23 protein-coding genes are annotated in these 26,616 nt (G+C 47.1%); 11 read left to right on the top strand and 12 right to left on the bottom strand.

Annotated elements, in window-relative coordinates; all coding sequences use genetic code 11:
* Positions 1–245: 245 nt before the first annotated feature.
* Together L0659_RS10640 and L0659_RS10635 are read left to right on the top strand one after the other, a co-directional pair.
* The gene (locus L0659_RS10640) at positions 246–893 is read left to right on the top strand and encodes a 2'-5' RNA ligase family protein (protein WP_235125946.1); all 648 of its coding nucleotides are present in this window, start codon (positions 246–248) and stop codon (positions 891–893) included.
* A gap of 205 nt (positions 894–1,098) precedes the next feature.
* Entirely contained in the window at positions 1,099–2,934 is a 1,836-nt protein-coding gene (locus L0659_RS10635; RefSeq protein WP_235126840.1) for a gamma-glutamyltransferase family protein, read from the top strand.
* Here the strand turns inward: L0659_RS10635 and L0659_RS10630 are convergent.
* Positions 2,916–3,746, bottom strand: a complete 831-nt coding sequence (locus tag L0659_RS10630) for a GNAT family N-acetyltransferase (protein ID WP_235125945.1) — start codon at positions 3,744–3,746, stop codon at positions 2,916–2,918. The genes L0659_RS10635 and L0659_RS10630 overlap by 19 nt on opposite strands.
* A gap of 137 nt (positions 3,747–3,883) precedes the next feature.
* Here L0659_RS10630 and L0659_RS10625 point away from each other — a divergent pair, with 137 nt between their 5' ends.
* Both L0659_RS10625 and L0659_RS10620 read left to right on the top strand, forming a co-directional pair.
* The gene (locus tag L0659_RS10625; protein WP_235125943.1) at positions 3,884–5,182 is read left to right on the top strand and encodes an NCS2 family permease; all 1,299 of its coding nucleotides are present in this window, start codon (positions 3,884–3,886) and stop codon (positions 5,180–5,182) included.
* A 5-nt stretch (positions 5,183–5,187) separates the two neighbouring features.
* Positions 5,188–5,994, top strand: a complete 807-nt coding sequence (locus L0659_RS10620) for a 5'-methylthioadenosine/adenosylhomocysteine nucleosidase (protein WP_235125941.1) — start codon at positions 5,188–5,190, stop codon at positions 5,992–5,994.
* A 92-nt stretch (positions 5,995–6,086) separates the two neighbouring features.
* Here the strand turns inward: L0659_RS10620 and map are convergent, their stop codons facing one another.
* From map to L0659_RS10600, 4 genes are all read right to left on the bottom strand, one after another.
* On the bottom strand, positions 6,087–6,851 hold the full coding sequence (gene map / locus L0659_RS10615) for a type I methionyl aminopeptidase (protein WP_235125940.1): 765 nt from the start codon (positions 6,849–6,851) through the stop codon (positions 6,087–6,089).
* 66 nt (positions 6,852–6,917) lie between these two features.
* Complete coding sequence (locus tag L0659_RS10610; protein ID WP_235125939.1) at positions 6,918–7,451, bottom strand: restriction endonuclease subunit S; 534 nt, start codon at positions 7,449–7,451, stop codon at positions 6,918–6,920.
* A gap of 153 nt (positions 7,452–7,604) precedes the next feature.
* Positions 7,605–8,363: a LytTR family DNA-binding domain-containing protein gene (locus L0659_RS10605; RefSeq protein WP_235125938.1), complete on the bottom strand. Its 759-nt coding sequence runs from the start codon at positions 8,361–8,363 to the stop codon at positions 7,605–7,607.
* Entirely contained in the window at positions 8,360–9,463 is a 1,104-nt protein-coding gene (locus L0659_RS10600; protein WP_235125937.1) for a sensor histidine kinase, read from the bottom strand. Before L0659_RS10600 ends, L0659_RS10605 begins: the two co-directional genes overlap by 4 nt.
* Positions 9,464–9,693: 230 nt before the next feature.
* On the opposite strand from L0659_RS10600, the gene L0659_RS10595 reads away from it, so the two are divergent.
* The 4 genes from L0659_RS10595 to L0659_RS10580 all read left to right on the top strand — a co-directional run bounded on the left by L0659_RS10595 (position 9,694) and on the right by L0659_RS10580 (position 14,534).
* Positions 9,694–10,101: a helix-turn-helix domain-containing protein gene (locus L0659_RS10595; protein ID WP_310590696.1), complete on the top strand. Its 408-nt coding sequence runs from the start codon at positions 9,694–9,696 to the stop codon at positions 10,099–10,101.
* Between the two features lie 249 nt (positions 10,102–10,350).
* The gene (locus L0659_RS10590) at positions 10,351–11,823 is read left to right on the top strand and encodes an ankyrin repeat domain-containing protein (RefSeq protein ID WP_235125936.1); all 1,473 of its coding nucleotides are present in this window, start codon (positions 10,351–10,353) and stop codon (positions 11,821–11,823) included.
* A gap of 5 nt (positions 11,824–11,828) precedes the next feature.
* Positions 11,829–12,323 carry a DUF2271 domain-containing protein gene (locus L0659_RS10585; protein ID WP_235125935.1) on the top strand — a complete coding sequence of 165 codons (495 nt, stop codon included), beginning with the start codon at positions 11,829–11,831 and terminating at the stop codon, positions 12,321–12,323.
* Between the two features lie 15 nt (positions 12,324–12,338).
* Positions 12,339–14,534, top strand: coding sequence for a PepSY domain-containing protein (locus L0659_RS10580; protein WP_235125934.1), 2,196 nt, complete (start codon positions 12,339–12,341; stop codon positions 14,532–14,534).
* Here the strand turns inward: L0659_RS10580 and L0659_RS10575 are convergent.
* Genes L0659_RS10575 through L0659_RS10560 form a run of 4 tightly spaced genes read right to left on the bottom strand, consistent with a single transcriptional unit; the run spans position 14,528 to position 18,350 of the window.
* A complete protein-coding gene (locus L0659_RS10575; RefSeq protein ID WP_235125933.1) occupies positions 14,528–15,517 on the bottom strand; it encodes an FAD:protein FMN transferase in 990 nt (329 codons plus the stop codon). The two genes, L0659_RS10580 and L0659_RS10575, sit on opposite strands and share 7 nt — an antisense overlap.
* A gap of 39 nt (positions 15,518–15,556) precedes the next feature.
* Entirely contained in the window at positions 15,557–16,039 is a 483-nt protein-coding gene (locus L0659_RS10570) for a CinA family protein (RefSeq protein WP_235125932.1), read from the bottom strand.
* Positions 16,040–16,057: 18 nt separating this feature from the next.
* Positions 16,058–17,383 carry a glycosyltransferase gene (locus L0659_RS10565; RefSeq protein WP_235125930.1) on the bottom strand — a complete coding sequence of 442 codons (1,326 nt, stop codon included), beginning with the start codon at positions 17,381–17,383 and terminating at the stop codon, positions 16,058–16,060.
* On the bottom strand, positions 17,355–18,350 hold the full coding sequence (locus tag L0659_RS10560; RefSeq protein WP_235125929.1) for a glycosyltransferase family 4 protein: 996 nt from the start codon (positions 18,348–18,350) through the stop codon (positions 17,355–17,357). Before L0659_RS10560 ends, L0659_RS10565 begins: the two co-directional genes overlap by 29 nt.
* 233 nt (positions 18,351–18,583) lie before the next feature.
* On the opposite strand from L0659_RS10560, the gene L0659_RS10555 reads away from it, so the two are divergent.
* From L0659_RS10555 to L0659_RS10545, 3 genes are read left to right on the top strand one after another with little or no spacing between them, the layout of a single operon-like run.
* The gene (locus L0659_RS10555) at positions 18,584–20,296 is read left to right on the top strand and encodes a carbamoyltransferase C-terminal domain-containing protein (protein ID WP_235125928.1); all 1,713 of its coding nucleotides are present in this window, start codon (positions 18,584–18,586) and stop codon (positions 20,294–20,296) included.
* Positions 20,296–21,276, top strand: a complete 981-nt coding sequence (locus tag L0659_RS10550; RefSeq protein WP_235125927.1) for a glycosyltransferase family 2 protein — start codon at positions 20,296–20,298, stop codon at positions 21,274–21,276. The genes L0659_RS10555 and L0659_RS10550 overlap by 1 nt, the downstream gene beginning before the upstream one ends.
* Positions 21,273–22,265, top strand: a complete 993-nt coding sequence (locus L0659_RS10545) for a glycosyltransferase family 9 protein (protein WP_235125926.1) — start codon at positions 21,273–21,275, stop codon at positions 22,263–22,265. Before L0659_RS10550 ends, L0659_RS10545 begins: the two co-directional genes overlap by 4 nt.
* A gap of 1 nt (position 22,266) precedes the next feature.
* Here the strand turns inward: L0659_RS10545 and L0659_RS10540 are convergent, their stop codons facing one another.
* The 3 genes from L0659_RS10540 to L0659_RS10530 are packed head-to-tail and all read right to left on the bottom strand — an operon-like array spanning position 22,267 to position 26,556.
* On the bottom strand, positions 22,267–23,550 hold the full coding sequence (locus L0659_RS10540; RefSeq protein WP_235125925.1) for an amine oxidase: 1,284 nt from the start codon (positions 23,548–23,550) through the stop codon (positions 22,267–22,269).
* A gap of 36 nt (positions 23,551–23,586) precedes the next feature.
* Positions 23,587–25,422: a glycoside hydrolase family 2 protein gene (locus L0659_RS10535; protein ID WP_235125924.1), complete on the bottom strand. Its 1,836-nt coding sequence runs from the start codon at positions 25,420–25,422 to the stop codon at positions 23,587–23,589.
* 57 nt (positions 25,423–25,479) lie between these two features.
* Complete coding sequence (locus L0659_RS10530; RefSeq protein ID WP_235125922.1) at positions 25,480–26,556, bottom strand: glycosyltransferase; 1,077 nt, start codon at positions 26,554–26,556, stop codon at positions 25,480–25,482.
* Positions 26,557–26,616: the final 60 nt, after the last annotated feature.

Here is a 26,616-nt window from a genome sequence, read left to right as displayed (position 1 = left end):
TAGTTACAAACCAGACTATCGAATTTTGTAGATAAGAAAGTAAATCGTTCTCTCCGTAACGGCGTAGCTTGGACAATGTCCCGGCTGCGTCGTTCTTTTTTAGGGTAATGCGTCCTAATATGCGCCAAAATAAGCCCTGTCAACAGCTTACAAAAAAATATTCAGATATTTTTAGTGTCAAATGTTTGATATTTAAAATAACAATATTATTTTTACATCAAGGTTACACTTCATCAGCAAAATTTATGAAACGGGTTCACATCAACAACAACCATTGGAATACACTGGCCAGCATAAGGCACCACATGTATGAATATCTCCTGGTATTTTCGTGTGATAAGGTGACAGAAGCATTGCTTCATAATGTGAAGCGCTATTTTGAAGAAAATTATGGCTGCGCATACGCGGCCAATCTTGTACCGCACCTCACGCTCTTCAAATGTACGATTCATGAAAATAAGGTGGATCGCATTATCCAGGGATTAGAAAAGGTCGCCCGGCACGCATCTCCACTATCTATTTCGCTCACACAGTTTAAAAAATACGAATACGGAAAATTTTATGTCGATCTGGAAACGGGCGCATCCGATCAGGTGCTTGATCTGGCTGGGAAATTAAAATTGGAAATAGGCCGGCACGTGCGGCAATGGGCACCGGGAGAGAATCATTTTTGTGACGATCCGCATTTTACAATTGCAAAGAATATGAGCGCTTTGCAAACCGCCAAAGCAGTGATAGATTGGCTTTACCGAGAGTTTCAAGCGTCGTTTCAAGCCAGCGAAATGATCCTTCTCAGACGGTCATTGGTCAATGGCGCACAATACGAGCAAATTGCAAACTTCCCACTTCTGGGACTTCCAGGAGGCAGTTATACACAAGGTTCACTGTTTTGAATGTAAGTTTCATGGCGTGCAGGGTGTCACGTCATGAACGACATTCAATGTAAGGGGTAAACAAAATTCAAAAGCAGGCGGCTCAACAAGGAGTAAATGTTTTAAATTGCGTAAAGGACAACAGCGTATCTGAAAGGCTGTTGACCTTTCAAATCCTGAACCAGCTACGCTTATGAAATTAAGTTTCTTATTCAAATCATTCATCATGAGCATTGGTGCTTTTGCAGCGAATGGTCAATCTTTTAATAACTTTCCGGTCACCACGCAGAAGCCTCCTTTGCATGCTAAACATTGGATCGGGGTTACCGGCAAACCACTGGCTGCCACGGCGGGAGCAATGATCTTCAGCAAGGGCGGAAATGCGATTGACGCTTCCTGTGCAATGTTGGCGGCAACCTGCACCATGTGGGATGTATTGAGCTGGGGAGGCGAGACGCAGGCGCTGATCTATAATCCGAAAACAAAAAAAGTGATCGCAATCAATGCGATGGGTGTCGCTCCGACAGGGGCGACGACTGACTTTTTCAAAAATAAAGGCATGAATTATCCGCCGGAATATGGCCCACTGGCTGCAACAACGCCTGGAACGGCCGGTGGTTTAATGACAATGCTCGCGGAATACGGCTCCATGTCCCTGAAAGAGGTGCTCGCACCAGCAATGCAGCTTGCAGAAGGATATCCGATTGAGGCACAGACGGCCAATGCGATTGAGCGGGATAAAGCAGAAATCAAAAAGTGGCCTTACTCTACAAAAGTTTTCTTGCCACATCTTGGCTCGAAGAGGGAAGCGCCGGATGCCGGTGAAATATTTGTTCAGAAAGATCTGCTGGCAACATTGCAAAAACTGGTTGATACGGAGCAGCAAGCATTGAAAAAAGGCAAAAGCCGGAAAGAGGCGATCTATGCAGCTTATGACCGATTTTATAAGGGTGACATTGCCAAAGAGATTGCCAGGGGAACGCAGGAGCAAGGTGGCCTGATCACGGAACAAGATATGGCCAACTGGAAAGTCAAGATCGAAGAGCCGCTGATGACATCTTACAGAGGGATCGATGTTTACAAAATGCAGCAATGGACGCAAGGACCTGTGTTGTTGCAGACGTTGAATATGCTGGAAAATTTTGATCTGAAAAGCATGGGTTACAATTCTTCACGCTATGTGCATACTTTGTACCAAACGATGAACCTCGCTTTTGCTGACCGGGATTTTTATTATGGCGATCCGGCTTTTGCACCCGAAGAGCCGATGAAAGGTTTGCTCTCCAAGGAATATGCTAAGGAGAGAATCAAGCAGATCAATTGGGAAACAAATGATGCCAAAGCATTACCCGGAGATCCGTACCCATTTGAAGGAAAGAAAAACCCTTACGCAGATCAAATTAAATCCTGGGGGAATTTCCATGCTTCGCTAAACCGGAACGCCAACGGGTTGGATAATGAATACATGAAAGAATTTACGGCTGGCACAACCTCAGTAGAAGCTGCGGATGAAGAAGGCTGGGTTGTGAGCATTACGCCTAGTGGCGGCTGGGTGCCCGCGTGTATTGCTGGCAATACGGGTGTAGGATTAAGTCAACGTATGCAGTCCTTCGTTCTGGATGCGAAGGAAAACCCTTTTAATGTTGTTGAACCGGGAAAAAGGCCGCGTGTGACATTGACGCCAAGTCTTGCGCTGAAAGATGGAAAGCCGTTTCTCTCATTTGCAAAGCAGGCTGGGGATGAACAGGACCAGTTGCTGCTCCAATTCTTTCTGAATATGGTGGAGTTTGGAATGACGGTGCAGGAAGCTACCGAAGCACCAAGTTTCAAGACATTGCAGATGTATGCAAGCTTCGGGGCACATGACAAAGAACCTGGCGGACTTATTCTCAACCAGGCAATGCCGGACTGGTCCCGAAAAGAACTTGCCAGAATGGGATACAAGCTTTACTATCAGCCCAGAACAAGCGGACCGATCAATGCGATTTACTTTGACTGGCAGCACAAAAGCTTCTGGGGCGGATCCAGTAACCATGGCGAAGATTATGGCATAGGCTGGTGATCCCGGTCAATGACACGGATCATGCCGAATGTGGGTGCAAAGTCGAACTGCTGGTAGAATTTAGCCAGATGCTCGGATGAGTAAAGTGCGACCAGTGCTTTGTTTGTGGCATTTTCATCAAGCCAGCGTGTAAGTTCCTGCATGAGCGCCGTGCCTACACGCTTACCTTGCCAGGTTGGGTGGACCATGACGTCTTTTACATAATAAAAACTAAAACCGTCTCCCAGCAGTAAAGCACACCCGATGACGTCACCATTTTGCAGATTCTCAGCGATAACAATGGTCTGCATAAAATCCAGCTGCGCCTGCAACATTTCATCGGTCGCGGCGGTGGACCAGCCTACGGATTCGAATAAGTTGCGGTACTGGGATACCGATGGCTTTTTTATGAGAATTTGAATGTTTTCAGGCAGGATTGAGGAATGTCCCTTTTTGAAGTTTGTAGGAGTAGCAAAAGTTATATTATAACCATTTAAGTCCTTGACAACATATTCAGTGAGTCCATAAATCTGCCTCGAAAGCGGCATGATGATCTCAGCCTTACGATCCTGGTGCAATTGATAAAGCGTTTCAATGTTGCGAACACGGATCCACATCGAATGACCGTGTTTTTCGGCGGCCAGAGTTGGATTAAGAGCAAACTGGACAGACGCGCCGTGCCACGAAACGCCACCGTGTGTCGGAGGCTCGCCCCAGGTCCACTGGTTTGGGAAACCAAGTGTTTCTTGCCAGTATCGGATAGACTCACTCACATTATGAACCGTAAGCACGGTTTCTGCATGTGATATGGCTGGTTGGAGGCTGTTTTCCATATGTTGCAAATGAGTTATACAGGCATATTTACTGTTTTATCTGTCTGAAAAGTTTAAAATAGTTACCATTTTGCGACAATCGATTTCATTTTTAAAAATAAAGTGTAATCAATATCTTTGAAATAAACCGATATGACATGTTTTCCGCTGCCGAATTAAAGAAGAACAACACTTCCATTTCCACTGAAATCCTGGCGGGAGTCTCCTCATTTCTGGCAACAGCGTACATTATCGTCGTAAATCCATCCATATTAAGCCAAACCGGCATGCCGTTTTCGGCTGTGCTGACGGCCACAATTCTGGTTGCGTTTTTTAGCAGCCTAATGATGGGTTTGTATGCAAACAATCCGATCCTTGTCGCGCCGGGCATGGGGTTGAATGCATTTTTTACATTCACAGCCGTCTTTACTGAAAAACTGAGCTGGCAAGTCGCGCTGGGGACTGTTTTCTGGTCGGGTGTATTCTTCCTTTTATTGTCGTTTTTCAATGTTCGCGCCTACATTGTAAAGGCAATCCCAAAATCACTGCGGTTTGCCATAGCAGCCGGAATTGGCCTGTTTATTACATTAATAGGGTTCGCAAATGCAAAATTTATCGTAGCGCATCCCGCAACGATGGTAGGATTGGGTAAATTGAATGCTTCCTCACTTACCTTCGCTGCAGGATTGCTGATTACGGTGGTTCTATTAATTAAAAATATCAAGGGAAGCATTCTGATTGGCATCGTTTTAACGAGCTTAATGGCTTGGCCGATAGGCCGCTGGTGGGGCGGAACGGAGACCATTATCAACATTGACACGCTTGTGTCGCAGCCTGATTTCAGCCTGGTTTTTGAGTTGGATTTGATTAATTCACTGAAATGGAGCCTTGCCCCTATTATCCTTGCATTCGTTTTTACGGATATGTTCGACAGCCTTTCCACATTCGTAGGACTGGCGGAAGCGGCCGATTTGCTGGACGAGCACGGCGAACCGAGGAACATTAAACGTTCACTCATTACCGATGCATTTTCGACAACAATCGCAGGTTTGGTCGGTAGCAGCCCCGGCACCGCCTACATTGAATCCGCTGTGGGCATTGAGCAAGGTGGAAAAACCGGCCTTACCGCGGTTGCGGGGGCAATTTTGTTTCTCCCGTTTCTTTTTTTATCTCCATTGTTAAGCGCCATTCCGGCTATTGCCACCGCTCCGGCGCTGGTTCTGGTCGGCGTTTTTATGATGAAACCGGTTGTTAAAATCAACTGGGGTAACCTGAGCGAGGCGTTTCCGGCATTTTTTGCAATGGTGCTCATTCCATTTACTTACTCCATTACGCAGGGGATTATCTGGGGATTTTTGAGCTGGACTGCGTTGCACATTGCTACCGGCAAGATCCGGGAAATCAGTCTCGCACTTTGGATTATTGACATTTTTGCCATCCTGGCACTCATTCTTTAACTTTTATGAAAAAATCACTCCTTCTTTTTCTCCTTTTATTTTTACAAATCACAAACATTCATGCACAAAGTGTTACAGGGATTCTCGGCGCTTTTCCACCTGAACTTGTTCTGCTGCAAAGTAAAATGGAGGAGAAACAAGACACGATCATCCAGCAGATCCGGTTTACAAAAGGCAAATTGAATGGACGACAGATCGTATTGGCGCAAACCGGCATCGGGAAAGTGAATGCTGCGATCACAACAACCTTAATGATCGAGCATTTCAAGCCACGCGAAATTGTATTTTCCGGAATCGCTGGCGGCATCGATCCAGCGCTTCATCCAGGCGATATTGTGATCGGCACGCACGTTACTTACCACGATTTTGGGATGGCCGAAGACACCGGCATGCAATATTGGTCTACCAAAAACCCGGCAACCATGCTCGAAAACCCGAGATCGTTTATTTGTGATAGTGCACTGGTTAAGAAAGCATTAGCTGTATCAACAGGTTTAACATTCTCCAAAATCAAGCGTAAGAACGGCAGTTTCGAACCGGCTGTAAAGCAAGGCATCATTGTTACCGGAGATGTTTTTGTATCTTCTGAAATTATCACGCAACGGCTTCGTAAAGAACTAAACGCTGCTGCGACGGAGATGGAAGGCGCGGCTATTGCCCAGACTTGTTATCAGCAAAACACACCTTTCCTGATCATCAGAAGCCTGAGCGACAATGCGAATGACAAAGCGCAAAACGACATTATGACATTCTACGACATTGCCGCCCACAACGCCGCCACGCTCGTTATGGCAGTTGTTGGGAAAATGTGAATTTGATGGTTGCGAAGCTAATACGGATTATATGAAAGGATTACCACAACGGTAATAACATACCAAAGCGATAATCCTTTGCCTGAATAGCATTATGCCCAAATATCGTTGCTGGCTGTTAAAATGATTGGGGCACCATCGGTGACTACGATCGTATGCTCATGCTGGGCCATGAAACCGCCTTTGTCCCCAACTGTCGTCCAGCCATCGCCAGTTTCCACAGCAAGTGAAGAATGTGTTGAAATAAACGTTTCAACGGCGACGACCGAATTTTTCCTGAAACGCTTTGTATTGAAACGGTCGCGATAGTTGGCGATTTCGGAAGGTTCTTCGTGCAGATGCCTGCCGATTCCATGACCATTCAAATTTTTGATCACCTTATAACCGCGTTTTCTGGCTTCTGATTCTATTAAAAAACCGATGTCCGAGATTCTTACTCCACCCTTAATGTTACTGATCGCTTTTTTCAAAATCTGTTTGGACGCTTCCACAAGCTGCTGATGGCCGTTTGTATCAGGACCCAACACAAATGATCCGCCGTTATCAGACCAGTAACCACCCACCTCTGCGGAAACATCAATATTTACCAGATCACCATCACGCAGGATCGTTCTATCCGTTGGAATGCCGTGACAAAATTCATTATTAACGCTGATACAGGTCCATCCGGGAAAGCCATATGCCAGATTTGGCGCCGATTTTGCCCCAAATTCCTTAAAAAGTCCTGCTCCGAAATTGTCGAGTTCCTTGGTGGTCATTCCCGGTTTTGCAAACGCCGTCATTTTTTTCAAGATCACAGCAACCACTTCGCTTGCACGCTGCATTCCCTTCAATTCTTCTTCTTTGGTAATCGACATATTTCAATTTTAAAAAAATCCTTTATTCATACTTTGCCCCTAACATAAGCAGACAAATGTGCTTAGTCAAGCGCGGAAGTGAAAATCCAGCAATTGTTTCTGGTCTTCAATGGTGGGAACAGGGATTTTTAATCTTTTCAAATCGTCGATAAGCATGTAAAAAACATTGCCTTTTTGTTTTGCAATGCTGTGAAAACTGCCTTCCAAACGCAAGTTATTCAGCATGAGCAGCAAGAATTGGCTATTCATGTGCTCATTGGTTACCAGGCGCAGATATTTTGTATGCAAAACAAAGTCGGGCAGATCGAACAGCGTGCATTTGCCAAGCTGGCCGGAACTGCTGTTATGGGTCAATATAATGTCGCCGCTGTGGAATCCAAACTTCCTCTTCTCGCGTTCCGAAACGCGCATGTATTTCGGGTCACTCAGGATAATGCTGTCGCCAATTAATTTTTCAATCAGCGAAAATGGCTGTAAATCTTCCTCAGGCCATTCAAATTGCGGATATTGACACCCCGAACTGATCGTTACCACAGCGCCCAGCTCCATATCTTCGCAGTCTGCTAAGTCAAAATAATGTATGGGTTCCAGTATTTCCATTGCCCTTTCTCAATCTTCAAAATGTATCCGCCCTTACATTAAAGCGAAACAAAAGATAGCCCGATAGGCAAAAGAATGGAAGAGGGCAACGGCTGAATGACCGGAATTTCGGCCCGAATGACGATTAATTTGAATGGAAGGAATACCAGGAAGTCACTTACCCAGCCAATCCTTAAATGCACCGATCCGGTCCAGGCTTACAATGACCTCAGCACGCGGCGCCGGTTCCATTTCAACCACCATTTTCCCCATAGGTTGCTGATTGACAGAGCTGATGGCGTGTAAAGAAACAATGTGTGACCTGTTCACCCGGAAAAATTGCTTCGGGTCAAGGTGTTCCAGAAGTTTGTCGAGGCTGTAATCCAGGCTGTAAAATTTCCCTTCCAATGTGTTCAGAAGCGTGGTTTTGCGCTCATAGGAGAAATAAGCGACCTGGGAAACAGCAACGCTTTGCAATCGCGTTCCGGCCGTGACCATGAACCGCTCTTTATAGGTTGATTCTTTATAGTTTTCCAAAAACTGATCGAACCTGTCTTTGGGCAAAGCAGGTTTTACAATGGTTTTAAACTTGTCGATGGCATCTGAAAGCTCCTGGTAATCAATTGGTTTTAATAAATAATCAATACTAAATGTTTTGAAAGCCCGTAACGCATATTCGTTGAAAGCCGTGGTGAAGATGACCGGAATAGTGAGTTTCAGCTCTTCCAAAATCCGGAATCCGAGATCATCTTCCAGGTGAATGTCCATGAAAATCAGATCGGGAAGGTCGGCGTTTTGTTTTCCAAAATAGGCCATTGTTTTCTCCACTGATGGAATTTTATCGAGTACGCGGATCGTCTTGTCATACCTGTGAATGAGGTTTTCGAGGCGTTCAGCGGTTTGGCCTTCATCTTCAATAATTAATACTTTCATGACAGCAGGGGAATTTTTACAACGAACAAACCATCTGTATCCGAGACTATTACGGGTTCTTTGGTAAGCAGCCCATATCTGCGGACAATGTTGGATAATCCAATTTCTGCCGAAGCAGGCACGCCGTTCCGCTTCCTGACCGGGTTGCTGATAACGAGCTGTAAACCGGTCATTTCGATATTGATATGCAACGGATTTTCCAGCGACATTTGATTGTGCTTCACTGCATTTTCAATGAGCAACTGCAATGTAAGCGGAGCGATTTTGAATTGATCATGAGCCGTTTCCGGAATTTCGATGTGCACATGCATTTTTTCCTCAAATCTCGATTTCAACAAAAAAACATAAGCGCCAACAAAATCCAGCTCGGTTTTTAATGTTACCGATTCCAGATCGGAATGGTCCAGGATATAGCGGTAGGATTTGGATAACCTATTGACGTACAACACCGATTGCTGCGGATTTTTTTCAATGATTGAAGTGAGAATGCTCAGGCTATTAAACAAAAAATGAGGGCTGAGCTGGCTTTTCAACGCCAGGAACCGGGTTTGCAGATTTTCTTTTTCCAGTTGTGCGGCCCGCAGGCTTACTTGTTCGAGCTGTTCGTTGCTGCGCTTGACCGACACCATGTAAATCGTCGCAAGCATGGCCATCACCGTCAGGCCAGTATTGGCCTTCGCCTTCTGCTGGCGGCTGAAAGGCTGCAATTCCTGTTCGGTCCTTTTGATGACGATTTGCATTTGGTCCGCCAGCAATCTTTCCATATCCCGCCAAAGGAAAATGAATGCAAAATTGAAAAGAACCGCCAGGATCAGGCCAACAGCATAAGTAAAAACCCGTCTCGGAAACCTGAATGTAAATGTGGCATTGAGCTTTCCGGAGGAATACCGGATAGCGCCGATAATGGCAATCCATACCCTAAAAAACAGCAAATTAACAAGGAATTCCGCGATCCAGAGGGGCATTTTATTCAAAATGGTTTCTCCGTCCAGCGCTACGTTGCTTACAAATATCCGTACAGGCAGATAAATGCAAACGATCCCGGCCGCAAGTTGCCATGCCTGCTTTGAAAATATTTTAGACGTTGAAATCAATCGCATCAGTAAGTATAAATATTTATTGCCTTAACCGGGGCTGCCGAATCGAGATATGTGTAAAATAATCTTCCCTGCACGCTATTCACCGTGTACTCGGCACGTACAAGCGTTCCACATTTGAATTTCAAAATATTTCTCAAAATCATGTTACTTCCATCCTGATACGACGTCTAAACCACAAGAGCGAAGCCGTACGCTTGTTTCCTGATTAAGAAACTTTTATTTTTGAGACATTGGAGAAGAAATTTAATGTGGAGCTGTTACCGGATGCTGTCACGTTTCTGGAAGGCCTAAATGAAGACGTTCGTGAGAAAATCTACTATAACATGAAAAAATCGAATAAAGTGCTTGAAACGGTGTCTTTGGATACAATGATCGATAAGCATATAGGTGTGATCGGCAGTGAGAAACGGGATGCTTTCGAAAATGAACTGCGGATCGATCTGCTGGGAAATGCGATCAAAACGGCGCGAATTGAACGCCAACTTACGCAAGAACAACTCGGAGAATTGGTAGGCGTCCAAAAAGCACAAATCTCGAAATTAGAGAACAGTGTTACCAATGCAAGATTGGAAACAGTCTTGAAGGTTTTCACAGCATTGGGGGCGCGTCTGCATTTCCGGGTCGAAATGAATGCATAATCGGATGTACGCTAGCCACCTCAGCGAGCCGGGTGCCCAGCGCTTTGCCCGCGAGCTTTCAAAACATATTATTTAAGGCGGGCGGATAAAATGATTCGTTTTTGAAAATTGTATTTCAATCCAAAAACTGGTTGCAAAAACTTGCTGCAAATCCATATTTAGACCAATTATCAATTAACTTTGTGCATCTTGACTCTTGAAACAGGGTAAATGCACCTGTTAACCCGCTATTTTTTAATTCGTCTTTTTATGAAAAAACTTCTTATTGCTGCCTGTGCATTCTTTTCATTTGCTGCTCAGGCCCAGCAGAATGTGCTTCTGGAACAATCGTTCTGGAAAACCTCCCCGGATGTGAATGCAGTAAAAGCAGAGATTGAAAAAGGAAGCAATCCTGCTCAGTTCAACAACAATATGTTTGATCCGGTCGTCATGGCAATCAATGCCGGAGCGCCTAATCCTACTATTGAATATCTTCTTTCCCAACCCGGCAACACCGTTGATAAAGCAACTCACGACGGCCGCATTTACTTGCACTGGGCTGCTATGAGAGGCAATGTTGAACTGATGGAATATCTGGCTGCCAAAGGTGCGAAAGGAAATTATGTAGATGGCCATGGCGCTACGCCGATCAACTTTGCAGCGGGCGGCGGTCAGCAGAACACCAAGGTTTACGACATATGCCTAGCACACGGCGCAGACCTGAAAAAAGACCTCAACAATGACGGCGCAAATGCATTGCTGATCGCTGTGGCAAATGATAAAGACCTTGCTCTTACCAATTATTTTATTTCAAAAGGCCTGGACTTGAAAAGCACTGATGCTGCGGGAAACAACGCATTCAGCTACGCTGCGCGCGCGGGTAAAATCGACGTGTTAAAAACGCTTTTGGCCAAAGGTGTCCCTGCTCATTCGAATGCGATTTTGATGGCAGCGCAGGGCGGACGCGGCAGTGCAAACTCTATTGAAGTGTACCAATATCTGGAAAGCCTGAAACTGAAACCAACGGTGATCGGTAAAAATGGCGAGAATGCTTTGCACGCCATTGTACGCAAGCCGAAGCAGGATGAAATCATCAAATATTTCCTGAGTAAAGGGGTTGATGTAAACAAAGCGGATGAAGATGGCAACACTGTTTTTATGAATGCGGCGGCCAGCAATCGGGATACGGCGACCATTGGAATATTACTTTCCACTGTTAAAAACATTAACCAGTTGAATGAAAAGGGCGTTAGTGCATTGGCAATGGCCGTTCGGGGAAATTCTCCTGAGGTAATCGGTTACCTGATCGGCAGAGGCGCAGATATTAATATGACGGATAAGAACGGCGATAACCTGGCATTTTATCTTGCACAATCCTACAATGGAAGGACGGCCGGCGAATTTGAACCAAAAATAAAAGTATTGCAGGACAATGGTTTTAAAATCGCTGCACCTGCAAAAAATGGTAATACGTTATACCATATCGCAGTGGCGAAAAACGACCTGTCACTGGTGAAACGTCTTGAAGCTTATCAGATTGATGTGAATGCGAAAAATAGTGAAGGCATTACTGCATTGCATAAAGCCGCTATGGTTTCCAAAGACGATGCAATGCTGAAATATCTGCTTTCTATCGGAGCGAAAAAAGAGATTGAGACAAACTTCAACGAAACTGCTTTTGACCTGGCGGGAGAGAATGAGTCACTGTCCAAAAACAATGTAACTGTCAATTTTCTGAAATAATTTTCATGTCTGATTTAATTAAAATAACACTCCTTTTCCTGACACTGACCATTGCCCGCCCATCGACTGCGGTTGCACAAACTGCCGGAACCAGCAAATACAAGTGCATGATCCAAATGACGAATTACATGGGCGAAGGCGCTTACATTGTGATCTCGCTAATCAATGGCAAGGGTGCCTACGAGAAAACATTGTATGTGCTGGGGCCGGATAAAAAGTGGTATAACAGCATGAAGGAATGGCATAAATTCCAATCCAAGCAAAAGGCCAACATCAGCGCGATCACCGGCGCATCCGTAACGGGAGGCGACCGCAGCGTGAATGTGTTTGAGATTGACAATGCTAAAATCAATGCTGGATATAAGATCCGTTTTGAAAGCGCCGTGGAAGATAAGGAATACCATGTGAAAGATCTGGAAATCCCATTGACCACCGAGTCACTTTCTGCGAAAAACGAGGGAACGGGATACATCCGTTACGTACGTTTCAGCGCCAATTAATGTTTTGAGTGCCTTATGACCATTTCTGTATGGAGATACAGCCATCTTGCATTGGCTGTATCTTCTTTTCTTTTACTGACCCTTGCCTCTGTTACGGGCATTATACTGGCTTTTCAGCCGTTATCCGAAAAAGTCCAGCCTTACCGCACCGAACATTTCAGCGAAACGACGCTTGCTCAGACATTGCCCGTTTTACGAAAACAATATCCGGAAATCAGCGAGCTTACGGTTGACAAAAATGAGTTTGTACAGATCAAAGGCAGCGATGCGGAAGGAAAAAAGCTCCAAGCCTACATCGATCCGCAAACTGGCGCAATTCTGGGTTATCCGACGCCAAAAAGCGAATTTTTCGAATGGGTAACCGCTTTACACCGCTCCCTTTTTATTCACGAAACAGGCCGGTTTTTTATCGGATTGACGGCTTTTCTATTGCTTCTGATCACTATTTCAGGCACAATGCTGATCATTCAGCGACAGCGCGGTCTGAAACGATTTTTCACCCGCATTGTCAGGGATAATTTTGCGCAGTTTTATCACGTGGTGCTCGGCAGGCTGTCGCTTATTCCGATTTTTATTATAGCATTAAGCGGCACATATCTGTCACTGGCCCGTTTTGGATTAATTGAAGCACCAAAAACATCAGCAGAAGTAGATTTTGATGCGATAAAATCGGAACCTGTGAAGAACCCGGCTGATTTTGAAATTTTTAAAAAGGTCAGTTTATCAGAAGTTCAAACCATTGAATTTCCATTTTCCGAAGATCCCGAGGATTACTATACACTAAAACTTGCCGACCGGGAAATTACCGTGAACCAGATAAACGGCGACATTTTAAGCGAGGTTAAGTATCCGACAGCGGCAATGCTTACCGAGTTGAATTTGGATCTGCACACAGGTCGCACCAATGCAGTTTGGGCCATTGTACTTGCGATTGCTTCGGGTAACATTCTGTTTTTCATATACTCCGGCTTTGCGATGACATTCAGGCGCAGGGCCAATCGGGTAAAAAATAAATATAAGGCGGACGAAAGCGAGTTTGTGATCCTGGTGGGATCTGAAAACGGAAGTACTTTTGGTTTTGCCAATGCGATCCACAAGCAGCTGATTGCAGGAGGGAAATCGGCCTATGTTACTGAGTTAAATAATTATAAAGTCTTTCCAAAAGCGTCGAACATCATTGTCATGGCCGCCACTTACGGCCTCGGTAACCCGCCCACCAATGCTGCAAATTTTGCAGCACATTTGGAAAAACATAAACAGCCCCGCCCCGTGCGTTATTCTGTTGTAGGCTTCGGTTCACATGGTTATCCCGATTTTTGCAAATTCGCTTTTGAGGTTGATAACCTTTTTGCTAACCAGGATTGGGCAATTCCCGCGCTCGAAATCCATACGGTCAATGATAAGTCCCCTGATGAGTTCAGCCAGTGGGCTGCAAGCTGGTCACAGCAGGTCGGCGTTGCGCTTACCGTGTCGGCCGATTCCCTGACTACACGTCATGAACCCATGCAAAAGCTCACGGTGGTTCACAAAACGACTGTTTCTGCCGCAGGTGAAGCATTTCTGATCAGCTTTGAGGCAAATGATCATACCGATTTCACATCCGGCGATCTGCTGGCGATTTATCCCGCGAACGATCACCGCGAGCGGCTTTATTCGATCGGCAAGGTTGGGAACAACATTCAGCTGAGTGTAAAGCTGCACGATCGTGGGCTTGGTTCGGATTATTTGTATAAACTAAATCCGGGAAGTGGGATCCGTGCCCGGATTGTCGGTAACCAGCATTTTCATTTTCCCGAGGGCGCGTCTTCTGTGATCATGATCTCCAACGGGACCGGTATTGCACCATTCCTGGGCATGATCGATCAGCAGAACGCACAGGTGGATTGTCGTCTATATTGCGGATTCCGGGATGAAGCGTCGTTCTCGCTTTACAGGAATGCTATTCATAAAAATTTGAAAGACAGAAAGTTAGATAGTTTGCAAATTGCTTATTCACGGGAAGGTGCGCGAGAATATGTAAAGGACTTGCTGGCGCGGGATGAAGCTTTGGTAGCCGATACACTGGCGGGCAACGGGGTTATCATGCTGTGTGGTTCATTGGCCATGCAAAACAATGTGATCGCATTGCTGGACCAGATCTGCCAAAGCCGACTTGGTAAAAACATAAGCTATTACCAGTCGCACGGAAAGGTGTTAATGGACTGTTATTGAGGCTGATATTTTGAAATATCGAAGTTTTTTGAAGTGATCACGTCGCCTTCATCCGTAATCATCACACAGCTGAATTCAGGGAAATTGCTGAGCAGTTTTAACCCGGCCTCTTTCCCCATTACCATCAGCGAAGTGCTGAAACCATTGGCCCGTTCAGCACCGGGGCCGAACACGGTCACACTGGTGAGCCCGGTAGCAGGGTAACCCGTGGTGGGATTGATAATGTGAGCATAACGCCTTCCATTGATCATCACAAACCTTTCATAACTGCCCGAAGTTACCACCGCGCCCTGACGAAGCGGTACCACCGCGAAAAGTTCTCCCTGATGCCCGGGATCTGTGATGCCGATCACCCAATCGCTGCCGTCCGGCTGCTTCCCCCAGGCACTCATATCGCCGGAACCATTCACAATGCCAGCCTTAATCCCTCTTTTTATCATCATGTCACGGCACCGGTCCGTCGCATAACCTTCGCCCAAGGCGCCGAAACCTATCTTCATCCCTGTCTTTTTCAGAAAGATGGTGCTGTGTTCTCTATTTAGGATAATATTCTGATAACCAACATGCTCAACCGATTTTTTCACGGCGTCGGCCGTGGGCATTTCCGTCATAGAGCCGTCGAATTTCCAAATGCGCTCCATGGCAGCAAAACTGATATCGAATGCGCCGTTGGTCAATTTTGAAAGTGCAATGGCCCTTTCTGTCAACGCAAAAACCTCAGCATCCACTTTTACAGGCTGGATACCCGCCTGGGCATTCACTTCTGAAACCTGGGAATCGGGCTTCCAGTCGGAGATCAGATTTTCAATCCGTGTGATCTCGGCGATCACCGCATCAATGCCTGCTTCTGCGGCGGCGGAATCTTTTGCCACAAGCGTAATATCAAACCGGCCTCCCATGAGCATGGTTGTCCTTTTGCGCATGACCTGTGCCTGCGCCGTAAAGCAGAATAATAGGAAAATAATGGCAAGGCTATTTCGCATTCCGGGAGACATCTATGCAAAGATAAGCCCAAATCCTAGTTATAATGTTGCCAACTCCTGGCTAACCGTCTTGGCGGCCAGGTCAGCTGCCAGGAGCACAATTTCTTCCGGGGAGCCTTCAAATACATCTCTTACGGCAATGGAACGCTCGTTGATGAAGACATGAATGAAGATTGTTCCGACCGGTTTTTGCGGCGTTTCGCTTCCGCCGGGCGTAGTGAGTCCCGTTACCGCAACTTGTATGTCGGATTTGATCAGGTTTTTCAGGCGAATCGCCAGCTCTTTGGTAACCTCCTCCGATTCAGGCGTAAACTCCTCAATAAACGCGGGATCCATACCTAAAACATCCACTTTTACTTCTGCGTCATAGCACACAAGCCCGCCTTTCAGCACACTGCCTGAATCTTCTGTTAACGAAAATTCAGCAGCCAGCCGACCGGCCGTAGCGCTTTCCGCGAATGCAATGGTTAATTTCTTTTCTTTTAAAATCTTACTACAATCAATGATCTGTTGTGAAGGCATATTTTCTTAATGGTTTAATCAGGAAACTGCATAGGTTGCGGCTGGTAAGCCGTAGTGGCGGGCGCGTTTCCTTTGTGCCCGCTTATAATGAAAAAGATATACAGGTTTCTTCGCTGTAACGACACTCAACCTGCAATATAGTTGATGTGCCTTTTGCGCTACATAAGTCCAGGTAAAATTCTCATTGACCCGCTTCAATGCATTTGCACATAATGCCTGGTATTTTTCCGGGCAAGACAAGCCTTCCAGCAATGCATCGGCCAGCGCCTTTGGATTATGCGGAGGAACCAGAAACCCTGTTTGTTTATCTAACACTGTATATTTAATCCCGCCTACATCAGAGCCTACCACCGGCGTGCCGCAGGCCATGGCTTCCAGCGGGGTTATGCCAAAGGGTTCGTACCAGGGCGTGGATATGAAAAAATCCGCTGCCTGATAATAATACCGCAGCTGCTGCCTGTTCCGGCGGCCTACAAACTCGACGGCTCCGGCTACTTCCTCCACCTCGGCCACTTCTTTGAGCCGTTTGAGTTCAGGATCGTTTATGAAATCGGGCTGTTCATCCGCTCCACCCACCACAAGCAATTTGATCTTCGGGATGTGTTTCAGGAACCGGACTGCGCGGATTACATTATCAATGCCTTTCCGCGGAACGACCCTGCCCAGCTGCAATAGCACGACGTCATCTTTTTGCAAGCCAAGCGCACGTCTCGCCTTTTCTTTGGGATAGGGATAAAATTCTTCGGAGCTGAACCCGCAGGGAATGATCGTGATGCGGGAAGGATCTGCGTTATAATGTTCGACCAGGTCCTGTTTGTCCTGAGGACATTCGGCAATCACGAAATCGGCATCATTGACAAGCATTTGCTCAATGTCCATTCGCGCTGCCGGAAATGCGTCCTTCTCTTTCTGGTGGATCATGCGGATCTTGCCCAGGGCATGGAAGGTGATCACGTAAGGAATACCCAGTTGTTTTTTTACTTCCGACGCCACCAGGCCAGACATAAAAAAGTTGGCATGCACCAGATCATACTGAAAATCCTGGTCATTGATAAAACGGATCATACTGCCCGTGAATTCCTCCATATATCCCAGCAGCATTTCCTTCGGCACATCGTGTGCAGGACCGGCATCCATGTGCACGACGCGAATATTAGGCAGCCAATGGACGATATGCGACAAATCCTCCTGATCTTTTCTAGTAAAAATGTCAATCACATAACCCAGTTTAGCCAACGATTTGCATATTTCGGCCACGTACACATTCTGGCCCCCACTATCCACTCCGCCCAGGGTTGCCAGCGGCGAAGCGTGCTCACTGATAAATGCTATTCTTTTTGTCATGATTTTGGATCGTTTGTCTGAAGATATTTTCCCATTCGCTGGTAAACCGGTCAATGCCGAATTTTTCCAATGCCGTTTGCTTCGCGCTCGTCCCCATAGCAGCAGCCCTGGCGGGTTCTGCAATGAGTGAATTCATTTTATCAATCAGCTTTTCAATGTTGGTATCGATAAAACCTGATTCGCCGTCTTTGATCACGGTCACATACTCTGTGGTGGCCAGCGCAACCACGGGCATACCGGTCATCATGGCTTCGCACACTGCCAGGCCAAAGCTCGTATAGCGGATAGGGTTAAAGAAAAAACGGTAATGGCTTATAAATTCCGGAAGCTGCGGGTTCAGCACCTCGCCCAATCCGCCGGATTCCGATGTCCCCATTCCGATCAGGTCCAGCGGAACATGCTTTCTAACTTCATCAAAAACATCCCAGCCCGTAATCCGTCCACGCTGCTCAATATGGTTTATCACCACAATGCCGCGCGGGATATCGCCTTTATAAGTAACCTGCGGAATGCATACACCATGCTCGATCACACGCACATTAGGGATCCCGGTGCTGTCCCACATCAGTTTATTGAAATGCGTCACGTGCACCAGCGTCACTTCCGGATCGGTCATCACATGCCGTGTGTTGGTCGGATGTTTTTCCGGGGTGTTGTGCTCAACATATACCCGCGGCAGTTGTTTTTGCCAATCTGCAAGAACCTCGTGCTGATCAATTAGAAAGTTGCGTTCAGACTGAAACAGGATGGCGTCAAACTGCATATTCCTCACCTCCTCTGCCGGTATCTCAATCACATTCGGGCCAAAAGGAAACGTTTCTCCCCTACCGTAATAGCCTTCACTTCTGCCTTCCGTAGTAGGTATATAAATGTCGTAGTTACCCTGTGAAAGGTAATACAGATAGCTTCCGTGAATGTGCCAGGTAAAGATTTTCAGCCTCGGATTTGTGGTCGTGATATGGTGCATAGGTCAGCGATTTCGGTTAAGGACAGAACGGCGCTATAAAAACAATGCCATTCAGGACAAAACGCTTCCCTAATTATCAAGGAGTTACGAAACATGCTCATTGTGAGCACGAAACGATTTTATTAGCAAACTAATTTTAAAGATCTCTCCATCTTGCAAGCAATAACTTCCACACTTCCGGCTGGCACTAAACTTGTAAGCAAGCCGCTGCATTTTAAACCAGACCACTGCTTATGTATATCCTTGGAATCAATGCTGCGTTTCACGATACTGCGGCAGCACTCGTGAAAGACGGCAAGATCATTGCTGCCGCCGAAGAAGAGCGTTTTACGCATATCAAGCATGGCAAACGTCCTGTTCCCTTTTCCACCTGGGAGCTCCCTTTTCATGCCATTGATTACTGCCTCAAAACGGCAGGCATTAACATGAAGGATGTGAATCACATCGCATATTCGTTTGATCCGGATGGTGTAAGCGAAGCAGCTGTATACGAAGACGACCTGCTTTCCGGCTCCAATGTGCTGGAAGCTGCCGATGTGTACAATGGCTGGGATACATTATTTCTGAATTACATTCGCAAAGCGCCCGATCAGCTCCGGGACGGTTATCCGCACCATTTGCAAAAACGCTTTGCCGATGCCGGGGATCTGAATACAAAATGGACTTACATTAACCACCACAACGCACACGCAGCCAGCGCATTTTTTCCGTCACCGTATGAAGAGGCAGCCGTACTGACATTGGATGGGCGCGGCGAAAAGGCTACGACAGGTTATTTTACCGGAAAAGGAAATTCCCTCACACAGCTGGCTACGGTTGACATGCCGCACTCGCTGGGTTTGTTATATGAAAAGATCACGACTTACCTTGGCTTTTTGCAATCTTCTGATGAATACAAAGTCATGGCGCTGGCGTCTTATGGAAAGCCGGTTTATATAGAAGATTTCCGCTCGGTGATCCATGTTGAGGACAATGGTCAATATACGATTGATGAATTTGACCCGGAACAATGGTGGGGGCCGGGCCGCAAAAAAGACGATCCATTTGACCAGCTGCACCATGACATTGCGCATTCCCTGCAAAAAGCATTGGAAGAAACTGTTCTGAAACTGGTATACTGGCTTCACGGACAAACCCATTCTGAAAACCTGTGCATGGCAGGCGGCGTGGCGCTGAACTGCGTGATGAATGCGGTGATCCGGGATCATGGCCCGTTCAAAAACGTGTGGGTACAACCAGCTGCCGGGGATGCCGGCACAGCACTGGGCGCGGCGCAATGGCTGGACGTTGCATTGAATGCGCAGGATGATGCCCGCTATACTGCTGAAATGAACCACATTTACTGGGGCCCGGAATATACCGATGACGAGATCGAAAAATTTATGATCTGGGCTAAAATGCCTTACAAAAGACTCTATAATGTTGCCAGCGAAACGGCTGCGATCCTTGCGCAGGACAAGATCATTGCATGGTATCAGGGCCGCATGGAATTCGGGCCGCGCTCGCTGGGCAGCAGGTCCATCCTGGCGTCACCCATTCATCCGAATATGCAGGCGAGGCTGAACGATATCAAGGATCGGGAAGATTTCAGGCCGGTCGCCCCTGTGGTTTTGGAAGAAGATGCACCCGAATGGTTTGAAAAGGCGACTGTTTCACCATTTATGCTTTTTGTATATCCTGTCAAAGATGATAAGGCGGACCGCATTCCGGCTGTGCGACATACGGATGGCACGGCACGCGTGCAGACCATTAATGCGCAACAGCATCCATTGTATTATAACCTGATCCGTGAATTCAAAGCGCTTACTGGCGTGCCGGTGCTGGTGAACACTTCGTTCAATACGCGCGGAGAACCTATCGTCTGCTCGCCTCGGGATGCCATTGAATGTTTCTGGACATCTCCGTTTGATGCGCTGATCATTAATTCTTTTATCCTGGAAAAATAATGGCAGACCCTGTTAGTGTAGTGATCCCAACTTACCGGCGTCCGACACTTTTGCGAAAATGCCTCGAAGCAATTGCCCTGCAAAAGTGCCGGGGCTTTTCCTTCGGGGTTATTGTTGTTTCGGACGGGCCCGATCCGGCGACAAGCCTGCTTGTTGAGCGTATCCGGGCTGAGTACCCGCATTTACAGATCTCATTTTTTCCGCTGGAACAAAAAAGCGGCCCGGCTGCGGCCAGGAACTTCGGCTGGAAAAGCAGCATTAGTCCGCTGATCGCATTTACGGATGACGACTGCATTCCCGCGCCGGACTGGCTGGAAGGATTCTGGCAATGTTACCAAAATCAAAATGAACAGGTGGTTGCATTCACAGGCCGCGTTGAAGTTCCGGTTCCGGAGCGGCCGACGGATTATCAAAAGAATGTCTCGCATTTATCTACGGCTGAGTTTATTACGGCCAATTGCGCTTGTACGCGGGCCGCATTGGAGCAGGTTAATGGGTTTGACGAATCATTTCCGGCAGCCTGGCGTGAAGATTCGGACCTGCAATTCAAATTTTTGAAAAATAAAATACCCATCATCAGGGTTCAGGAAGCGCCGGTTTGCCATCCTGTACGCGAAGCTGGTTGGGGATCGAGCATTCGTGATCAGCAAAAAAGTATGTTTAATGCACTGCTGTTTAAAAAGCATCCCGACCTGTACAGGGCCAGAATCGCCAGCGGGCCGGTCTGGAATTACTATACGATCATATTAGCAACCATTGTTGTTTTGCTTGGAGTGCTTCTGGAAGCAAAATGGGTCCTGGTCATCGGACTGGCAGTGTGGCTTATTTCAGTAACGCGTTTTATTTTGAAACGGCTGAAAGGAACCGATGTAAGTTGGTCGCACCGGCTGGAAATGATCATTACTTCACTCCTGATCCCCTACCTTTCCGTATATTGGACATTGCGCGGGGCGCTGCGTTATAAAGTCTTTTTCCTATGAAATTTTCTCCTGATTCAACACATAAGATCGCCATATTCAGGGCATTGCAACTGGGTGATATGCTCTGCACGGTTCCGGCATTGCGGGCGCTGCGGAATAGTTATCCGGATGCGGAGATAACATTGCTGGGATTGCCGTGGGCCGCATCTTTTTGCGAACGGTTTGCCAGGTATGTCGACCGTTTCATTCACTTTCCCGGCTATCACGGTTTATCGGAACAACCATTTGACCAGGCAGCCTGGGACGCTTTTAGTGGGCAAATGCAAGCGGAGCAATTTCACCTGATCCTACAAATGCAGGGAAACGGAAACATTGTAAACGAAATGCTCGAAAATCTGAACGCCGGACCAGTCGCGGGGTTTCATAGTGCAGGCAATTACAGGAATAAAGCTTTGTTCCTGGAATATCCCAATGGCATTTCAGAAATTGAAAAACATCTCAGGATGCTCGAAAATCTGGGAATTCCTTCAAAAGGCACCGAACTGGAATTTCCGATCTCAGCGTCGGAAAGCGAACATTTGCAACAGTCCGTTTCGCTGCCTGATGGACATTACATATGTGTGCATCCAGGGTCACGCGGTGCGTGGCGGCAATGGCCTCCTGCGCATTTTGCCCTCCTGGCCGACCATTGCGCTCAACAGGGCTATCACATCATTATTACCGGCACAAAAGATGAGGCACCCATTACTGCACAAGTGATTGCACTAATGAAATATCCTGCTGTTGACCTTACGGGGAAAACGGGTTTAGGTGAAATTGCTGCGCTGATCCACGGAGCAGATTTACTGATCAGCAATTGTACCGGGGTGTCGCACATTGCTGCTGCCACGCGCACCCGCAGCATTGTCATCAGTATGGACGGAGAGCCTGAACGCTGGGGGCCGCTGAACAAATCACTGCATTGTACAATCGACTGGACCAAGGATACATCTTTTGAAAAGGTCCGTCTGGCGCTGGAAACCCTGCTGGATAGCAATCCCGCACATTAATTTAATGATAAGATAAACCTTCCGGATCGAAGTCGTTCGTTTGGTAGGACAAATCCTCGATAACTTCGCCATTCCGTTGAGCGGCGGGCTTTGTATTTGCTTCCAGCGCTTTTGAAATGCGCATTTGCGCAGCCATAAGCGCGTTTTTTGACTCTTCATGCAAAACCCTGCTGTGCTTACTGGTAAAATCCGTGTCCCAAAGCCCTGAATGATGCCAGATATGAAGCTGGTCCCAATCGGGACGGTCTATGATAGGATACAAACACACGCCGAACAACGGAACGCCGCGGTTGATCACGTCCGCACATTCCGCCGCGATCATATTGATCCATAGCGGCCTGTCTTCTTTGGGGTGACTGGTTTCGGATATGATGATCGGCTTGTTATAGCGCTCATAACCGGCTTGCAAAAGATCTGCTAACGGTTTCCAGCGGGGATCGGGCACGAGATCGTTCCAGCCCAGGAACTGGTATCCTCCGATGATCCATTGGTTATTGTAGTAAAAATTGAAACCGATCACATCTACCAGATCCTCGCTGCCCCCAAGTTCGGGACATATCCGTCCGCACAGCATATCAACGGACTGAAATTGCTGTTCGTTCTGCGCGGCGGCCGCGGCAAGGTCTTCCAATTCCGGGTCAAAATCAGGCACCATATTCACGAGCGGCTCCGTAGTCACAATCCTGACGAGCTCGCTTCGCTGCTTCATGGCTTTTGCGCCTGCAATGTATGCGCGCATTAATGCATACTTCAATTCCCAGCCATTTTTTGTACAGTAAGGCACCGTCCCGGCCACTTCCCCACCGAGCCATGAAATAAAGCTCACTTCATTTATCGGTGTTACAAATAATTCCTTTCCAGGATTATTTTTGATATAAAAATCCACAAATGCTTCGCATAATGCTACAAAACGAGGAGTGAATTTCGGATGAAAAGGGCTCAGATCATCCGGGTAACCAAAATGGCAAATGTCCCAGATCTGCTGCACATCGTGCTCGTTAGCAGCATGCATCATTTCCAGAACAGGACTGAAATCATACTGATAGGGCGCCGGCTCAACGACGGTCCAGCGGATGCCTTCGCGCACCGTTGAAATCCCGAGTAAAGAAATGCGTGCATAGTCTTCCCGCACCAGGTCCAGGTGGCCGGTCATTTCGAGCAGGTCCACCCGTTCGCCGCTGTTGTTCAGCTGATCTGTGCATTCAAAACCTCCCATCCAAAATGTTTTAAATGGGTTTTCAAAAGCCTCTTTTGATGCAGTTATTATATTATTTTCACTCAGCATTTCTTTCTTCTGGTTTTAATCTTTACGGATGCAATGCTATTGCTCCGGATCGGGTGAGGAAGTCAGTAATCCGGCTGGAACAGTCAGTTCGCCGGTTTCAAAGTCAATCAGTCCGTTGCGCTCGTCTTCAATGTTGGTAGCTTGTGTATAAACGTCTCCCGAAAAAGACCGTTTTCTTAGCTCTTTCTTAAAAAGGGCAATCTGGCTGGCCCGCGCTGAGTCATCCACCGGTCCGCCGTAATTTTCAAATCCAAAACCTCCCCATTCACTCACGATCAGCGGCACTTGTTTTCTGTAAAAAAACGGATCGCCAACGACAAGCGGAAAGGCTGCAACCGAGTTGAGATTCCCGGCTGTTAACTCATCGAGCATCCATTTCCAGTGTTCAAGGTCCGGTGTGTACAAATGAGCCGTCAGCAGATCGGATTTCAATCTTCCTTCGAAAGAAATATGCTGCCAGCCATCATTATCAACCACTAAAAATTGCGGATAGGCAATTTGCATGAAATGATACATATTAATGATGTACTGGCGTGTATCCGCATTCAAGGCAATGTCCTGAGCTCCCCAATCTTCGTTATAAAGGCTCCAGATCACAACGGAAGGATGCGTCCCGATCAATGCAAGCATCCGCATGAGCTCGGCGCGGTGGTTATCCCGGCTTTTCTGAGTGGACTGGTGCGGGCTCGGAACTTCGACCCATAACAGCATCCCGATCTTGTCGGCAAGCTTATAGATACGCGGGTCCACACCGGCAATGTGGATCCTGACCAGATTGCATCCCAGCTCTTTCATGGCGATCAAATGCTTTTTGATCTGATCATAACTTGCATTTCCAGGCTGGTAAAGAATGCCGTCCAGGTAAACCGGCAGATTATTGAGATAAAGGCGGCTGCCCCGGGCTTCAAATTTCCTTAGCCCGAATTTTGTCTCAATTTCAGAAATGGCACCCTGGTCGTCAATCAGCTGCGCCACCAGCCTATATTGGTTTGGCGTTTCAGGCGACCATAGCAAAGCATCGGGCACGTCCAGGACGAGCCGCTGCGCTTTCTGGCCGGCTTCGAGCACCAGCTCAAATTCATCTTCGGCCACAAGCTTGTCGTATTTGCCCTCCTCAGCGCCAAAAACCAGTAATTTGATCTTATATCGTCCCGGGTCGTGAATACGCGTTGTCAGTGTGAACCGCACCAGATTATCCTCTATAATGCTCACCACGCCTACGCGTGACCGCAACCGGTTCCGCTCTACTCTTTCAATCCATATACTACGGACTGCGCCGGTAAATGTCTGGTACCAGATCCCGCCACGTTTGTAAACGTGAGATTCCTGCTTGCCTCTCGGAATATCAGCATCCATACTGCTCGCAACACGAACGGTAAGCTTATTGACCGGCCTGAGCACTTCCAGTTCGTATGAGAATGAAGTGTATTCGCCCATATGGACTTGTTCACCTTCAATGGTCGATAAAAGATGGCCGTTCAGCCAAACCTGCGTTTCATAGCCGCAAGCGCCAAAAGTCAGCTGCAAAATGCTATCTGTATCGTGCTCGGCCAGGGCTTCGTCGGAGAGTTTGAAATCACGTTCGTACCAGACTACGATTTTATCTTTCCAGGAAGCGTTATCAAGCTGGGATGCAGCCAAATGCTGCTCTACACTCCCGGGCCATTGCGCGGTTTGGGAAAAGTCGTGCCGGATATACCAGTTTTCAATGATCCCCTGATCGTTCGGGTCTACTGCAAATTTCCACTCACCGTCGAGCAGCACATATTCATTGGGCCGGAGCACCGCACGCGGCAGATCGTCCTGAAAAGTAGTTTCCTCGACATTCGCTTCCCGGCTTTTAGAAGAGCCGTAATTTGTATGGTTTTGCATGGCTTTTATTTTGAATTCCGCCTCCGTATTGTTCGTTCATGCTGAACCGCTCTTATGCTAACTCGCACTTTTGAGCTCTCTTGTCAGCACAACCGGCGTTTCCTGCTTTTTAACCGAAAGCATTAAGCGCTGCATAGCGCTAAAAGTGTGTTCCCAGGATTTGTCGGCAAGATACTCGTCCACGGCCCGCAGCCATTGTGCGTTCTCCTGATTGGTAAGCTCATGCTCAATAGCAGTAATAAAAGTATCTGCATCATGTCCGATACTCACCAGCCCTGATTTTGCATAAGGAAATACCACATCACGGATGGCCGTAGACACCACAGGCTTGCCCGCAGCCAGATATTCCGGAGTTTTGGTCGGACTGATAAAACGGGTGGATTCATTGAGCAGGAACGGAATCAAGGCTACATTCCAACCAGACAGATAGTATGGCAGCTCCTGGTAAGTTTTGCTTCCTAAGTAATGAATGTTCTCTGCAACAGGCAATTCAGCCATATCGATCTTTACAACAGGCCCGATCAGCATCAAATGCCAGTCTGGCCGTTTGCGGGCAATTTCCCGGATCAGCTGCTGATCAAAACGCTCATCGATCACGCCATAAAAACCAAGTTTTATGCCTTGTACAGACGCCTGGTCCGTGGGCTCAGCTAACTGTTTTCTGGCTGCCTGGAAATGTTCCTTATCAATGCTGCTTGGGAATGGATGAATGTTGTGATGGGCAGCCTTTTTGGCTTCGTACAAACTTACCCCACCTGTGAACACAACATCGGCCTTGGCCAGAAGCTGCTGTTCCACAAATTTCAGACGGGGCGGCGCAAACTTGAATGCCGACAGCTCGTCCATGCAATCGTAAACGATTAAGCCCGGTGTAAATGTTCTTGAAAATTCGAAGGCAACAGGTGTGTAATACCAAAATACAAAATCCGAACAATCACGCTCCTCGAAGAACGATTCCAGAAGCATTTTAATCTGCGCATTGGTCTGCTCCTGGGTGCAGCCGGCCGGAAGATGCGGCACGCAAACCCATAGTCTCGAGAGTTTTTGATTGATTTCAAGATATGCGCCGTTGGGAGCATCAAAAAATGGCTCTTCCAGGTAATACACATTCCCGTTTTGGGCAAAGCGTGTCATTAAATGTTGAGGACGCTGAAACACGAAGTCCCACCTGAGGTGGGAAAAACATAGTAGGTC

The organism is Dyadobacter sp. CY347 (assembly GCF_021502655.1).
GTDB lineage: Bacteria > Bacteroidota > Bacteroidia > Cytophagales > Spirosomataceae > Dyadobacter.
This window is presented reverse-complemented; position numbering and strand designations above follow the sequence as displayed.

What these genes read in the sequence shown, in the direction of transcription:
- L0659_RS10640 (WP_235125946.1), top strand. Translation starts at nt 246, where the DNA reads ATGAAACGGGTTCACATCAACAACAACCATTGGAATACACTGGCCAGC.
- L0659_RS10635 (WP_235126840.1), top strand. Translation starts at nt 1,099, where the DNA reads ATGAGCATTGGTGCTTTTGCAGCGAATGGTCAATCTTTTAATAACTTT.
- L0659_RS10630 (WP_235125945.1), bottom strand. Translation starts at nt 3,746, where the DNA reads ATGGAAAACAGCCTCCAACCAGCCATATCACATGCAGAAACCGTGCTT.
- L0659_RS10625 (WP_235125943.1), top strand. Translation starts at nt 3,884, where the DNA reads ATGTTTTCCGCTGCCGAATTAAAGAAGAACAACACTTCCATTTCCACT.
- L0659_RS10620 (WP_235125941.1), top strand. Translation starts at nt 5,188, where the DNA reads ATGAAAAAATCACTCCTTCTTTTTCTCCTTTTATTTTTACAAATCACA.
- map (WP_235125940.1), bottom strand. Translation starts at nt 6,851, where the DNA reads ATGTCGATTACCAAAGAAGAAGAATTGAAGGGAATGCAGCGTGCAAGC.
- L0659_RS10610 (WP_235125939.1), bottom strand. Translation starts at nt 7,451, where the DNA reads ATGGAAATACTGGAACCCATACATTATTTTGACTTAGCAGACTGCGAA.
- L0659_RS10605 (WP_235125938.1), bottom strand. Translation starts at nt 8,363, where the DNA reads ATGAAAGTATTAATTATTGAAGATGAAGGCCAAACCGCTGAACGCCTC.
- L0659_RS10600 (WP_235125937.1), bottom strand. Translation starts at nt 9,463, where the DNA reads ATGCGATTGATTTCAACGTCTAAAATATTTTCAAAGCAGGCATGGCAA.
- L0659_RS10590 (WP_235125936.1), top strand. Translation starts at nt 10,351, where the DNA reads ATGAAAAAACTTCTTATTGCTGCCTGTGCATTCTTTTCATTTGCTGCT.
- L0659_RS10585 (WP_235125935.1), top strand. Translation starts at nt 11,829, where the DNA reads ATGTCTGATTTAATTAAAATAACACTCCTTTTCCTGACACTGACCATT.
- L0659_RS10580 (WP_235125934.1), top strand. Translation starts at nt 12,339, where the DNA reads ATGACCATTTCTGTATGGAGATACAGCCATCTTGCATTGGCTGTATCT.
- L0659_RS10575 (WP_235125933.1), bottom strand. Translation starts at nt 15,517, where the DNA reads ATGCGAAATAGCCTTGCCATTATTTTCCTATTATTCTGCTTTACGGCG.
- L0659_RS10570 (WP_235125932.1), bottom strand. Translation starts at nt 16,039, where the DNA reads ATGCCTTCACAACAGATCATTGATTGTAGTAAGATTTTAAAAGAAAAG.
- L0659_RS10565 (WP_235125930.1), bottom strand. Translation starts at nt 17,383, where the DNA reads ATGACAAAAAGAATAGCATTTATCAGTGAGCACGCTTCGCCGCTGGCA.
- L0659_RS10560 (WP_235125929.1), bottom strand. Translation starts at nt 18,350, where the DNA reads ATGCACCATATCACGACCACAAATCCGAGGCTGAAAATCTTTACCTGG.
- L0659_RS10555 (WP_235125928.1), top strand. Translation starts at nt 18,584, where the DNA reads ATGTATATCCTTGGAATCAATGCTGCGTTTCACGATACTGCGGCAGCA.
- L0659_RS10550 (WP_235125927.1), top strand. Translation starts at nt 20,296, where the DNA reads ATGGCAGACCCTGTTAGTGTAGTGATCCCAACTTACCGGCGTCCGACA.
- L0659_RS10545 (WP_235125926.1), top strand. Translation starts at nt 21,273, where the DNA reads ATGAAATTTTCTCCTGATTCAACACATAAGATCGCCATATTCAGGGCA.
- L0659_RS10540 (WP_235125925.1), bottom strand. Translation starts at nt 23,550, where the DNA reads ATGCTGAGTGAAAATAATATAATAACTGCATCAAAAGAGGCTTTTGAA.
- L0659_RS10535 (WP_235125924.1), bottom strand. Translation starts at nt 25,422, where the DNA reads ATGCAAAACCATACAAATTACGGCTCTTCTAAAAGCCGGGAAGCGAAT.
- L0659_RS10530 (WP_235125922.1), bottom strand. Translation starts at nt 26,556, where the DNA reads ATGACACGCTTTGCCCAAAACGGGAATGTGTATTACCTGGAAGAGCCA.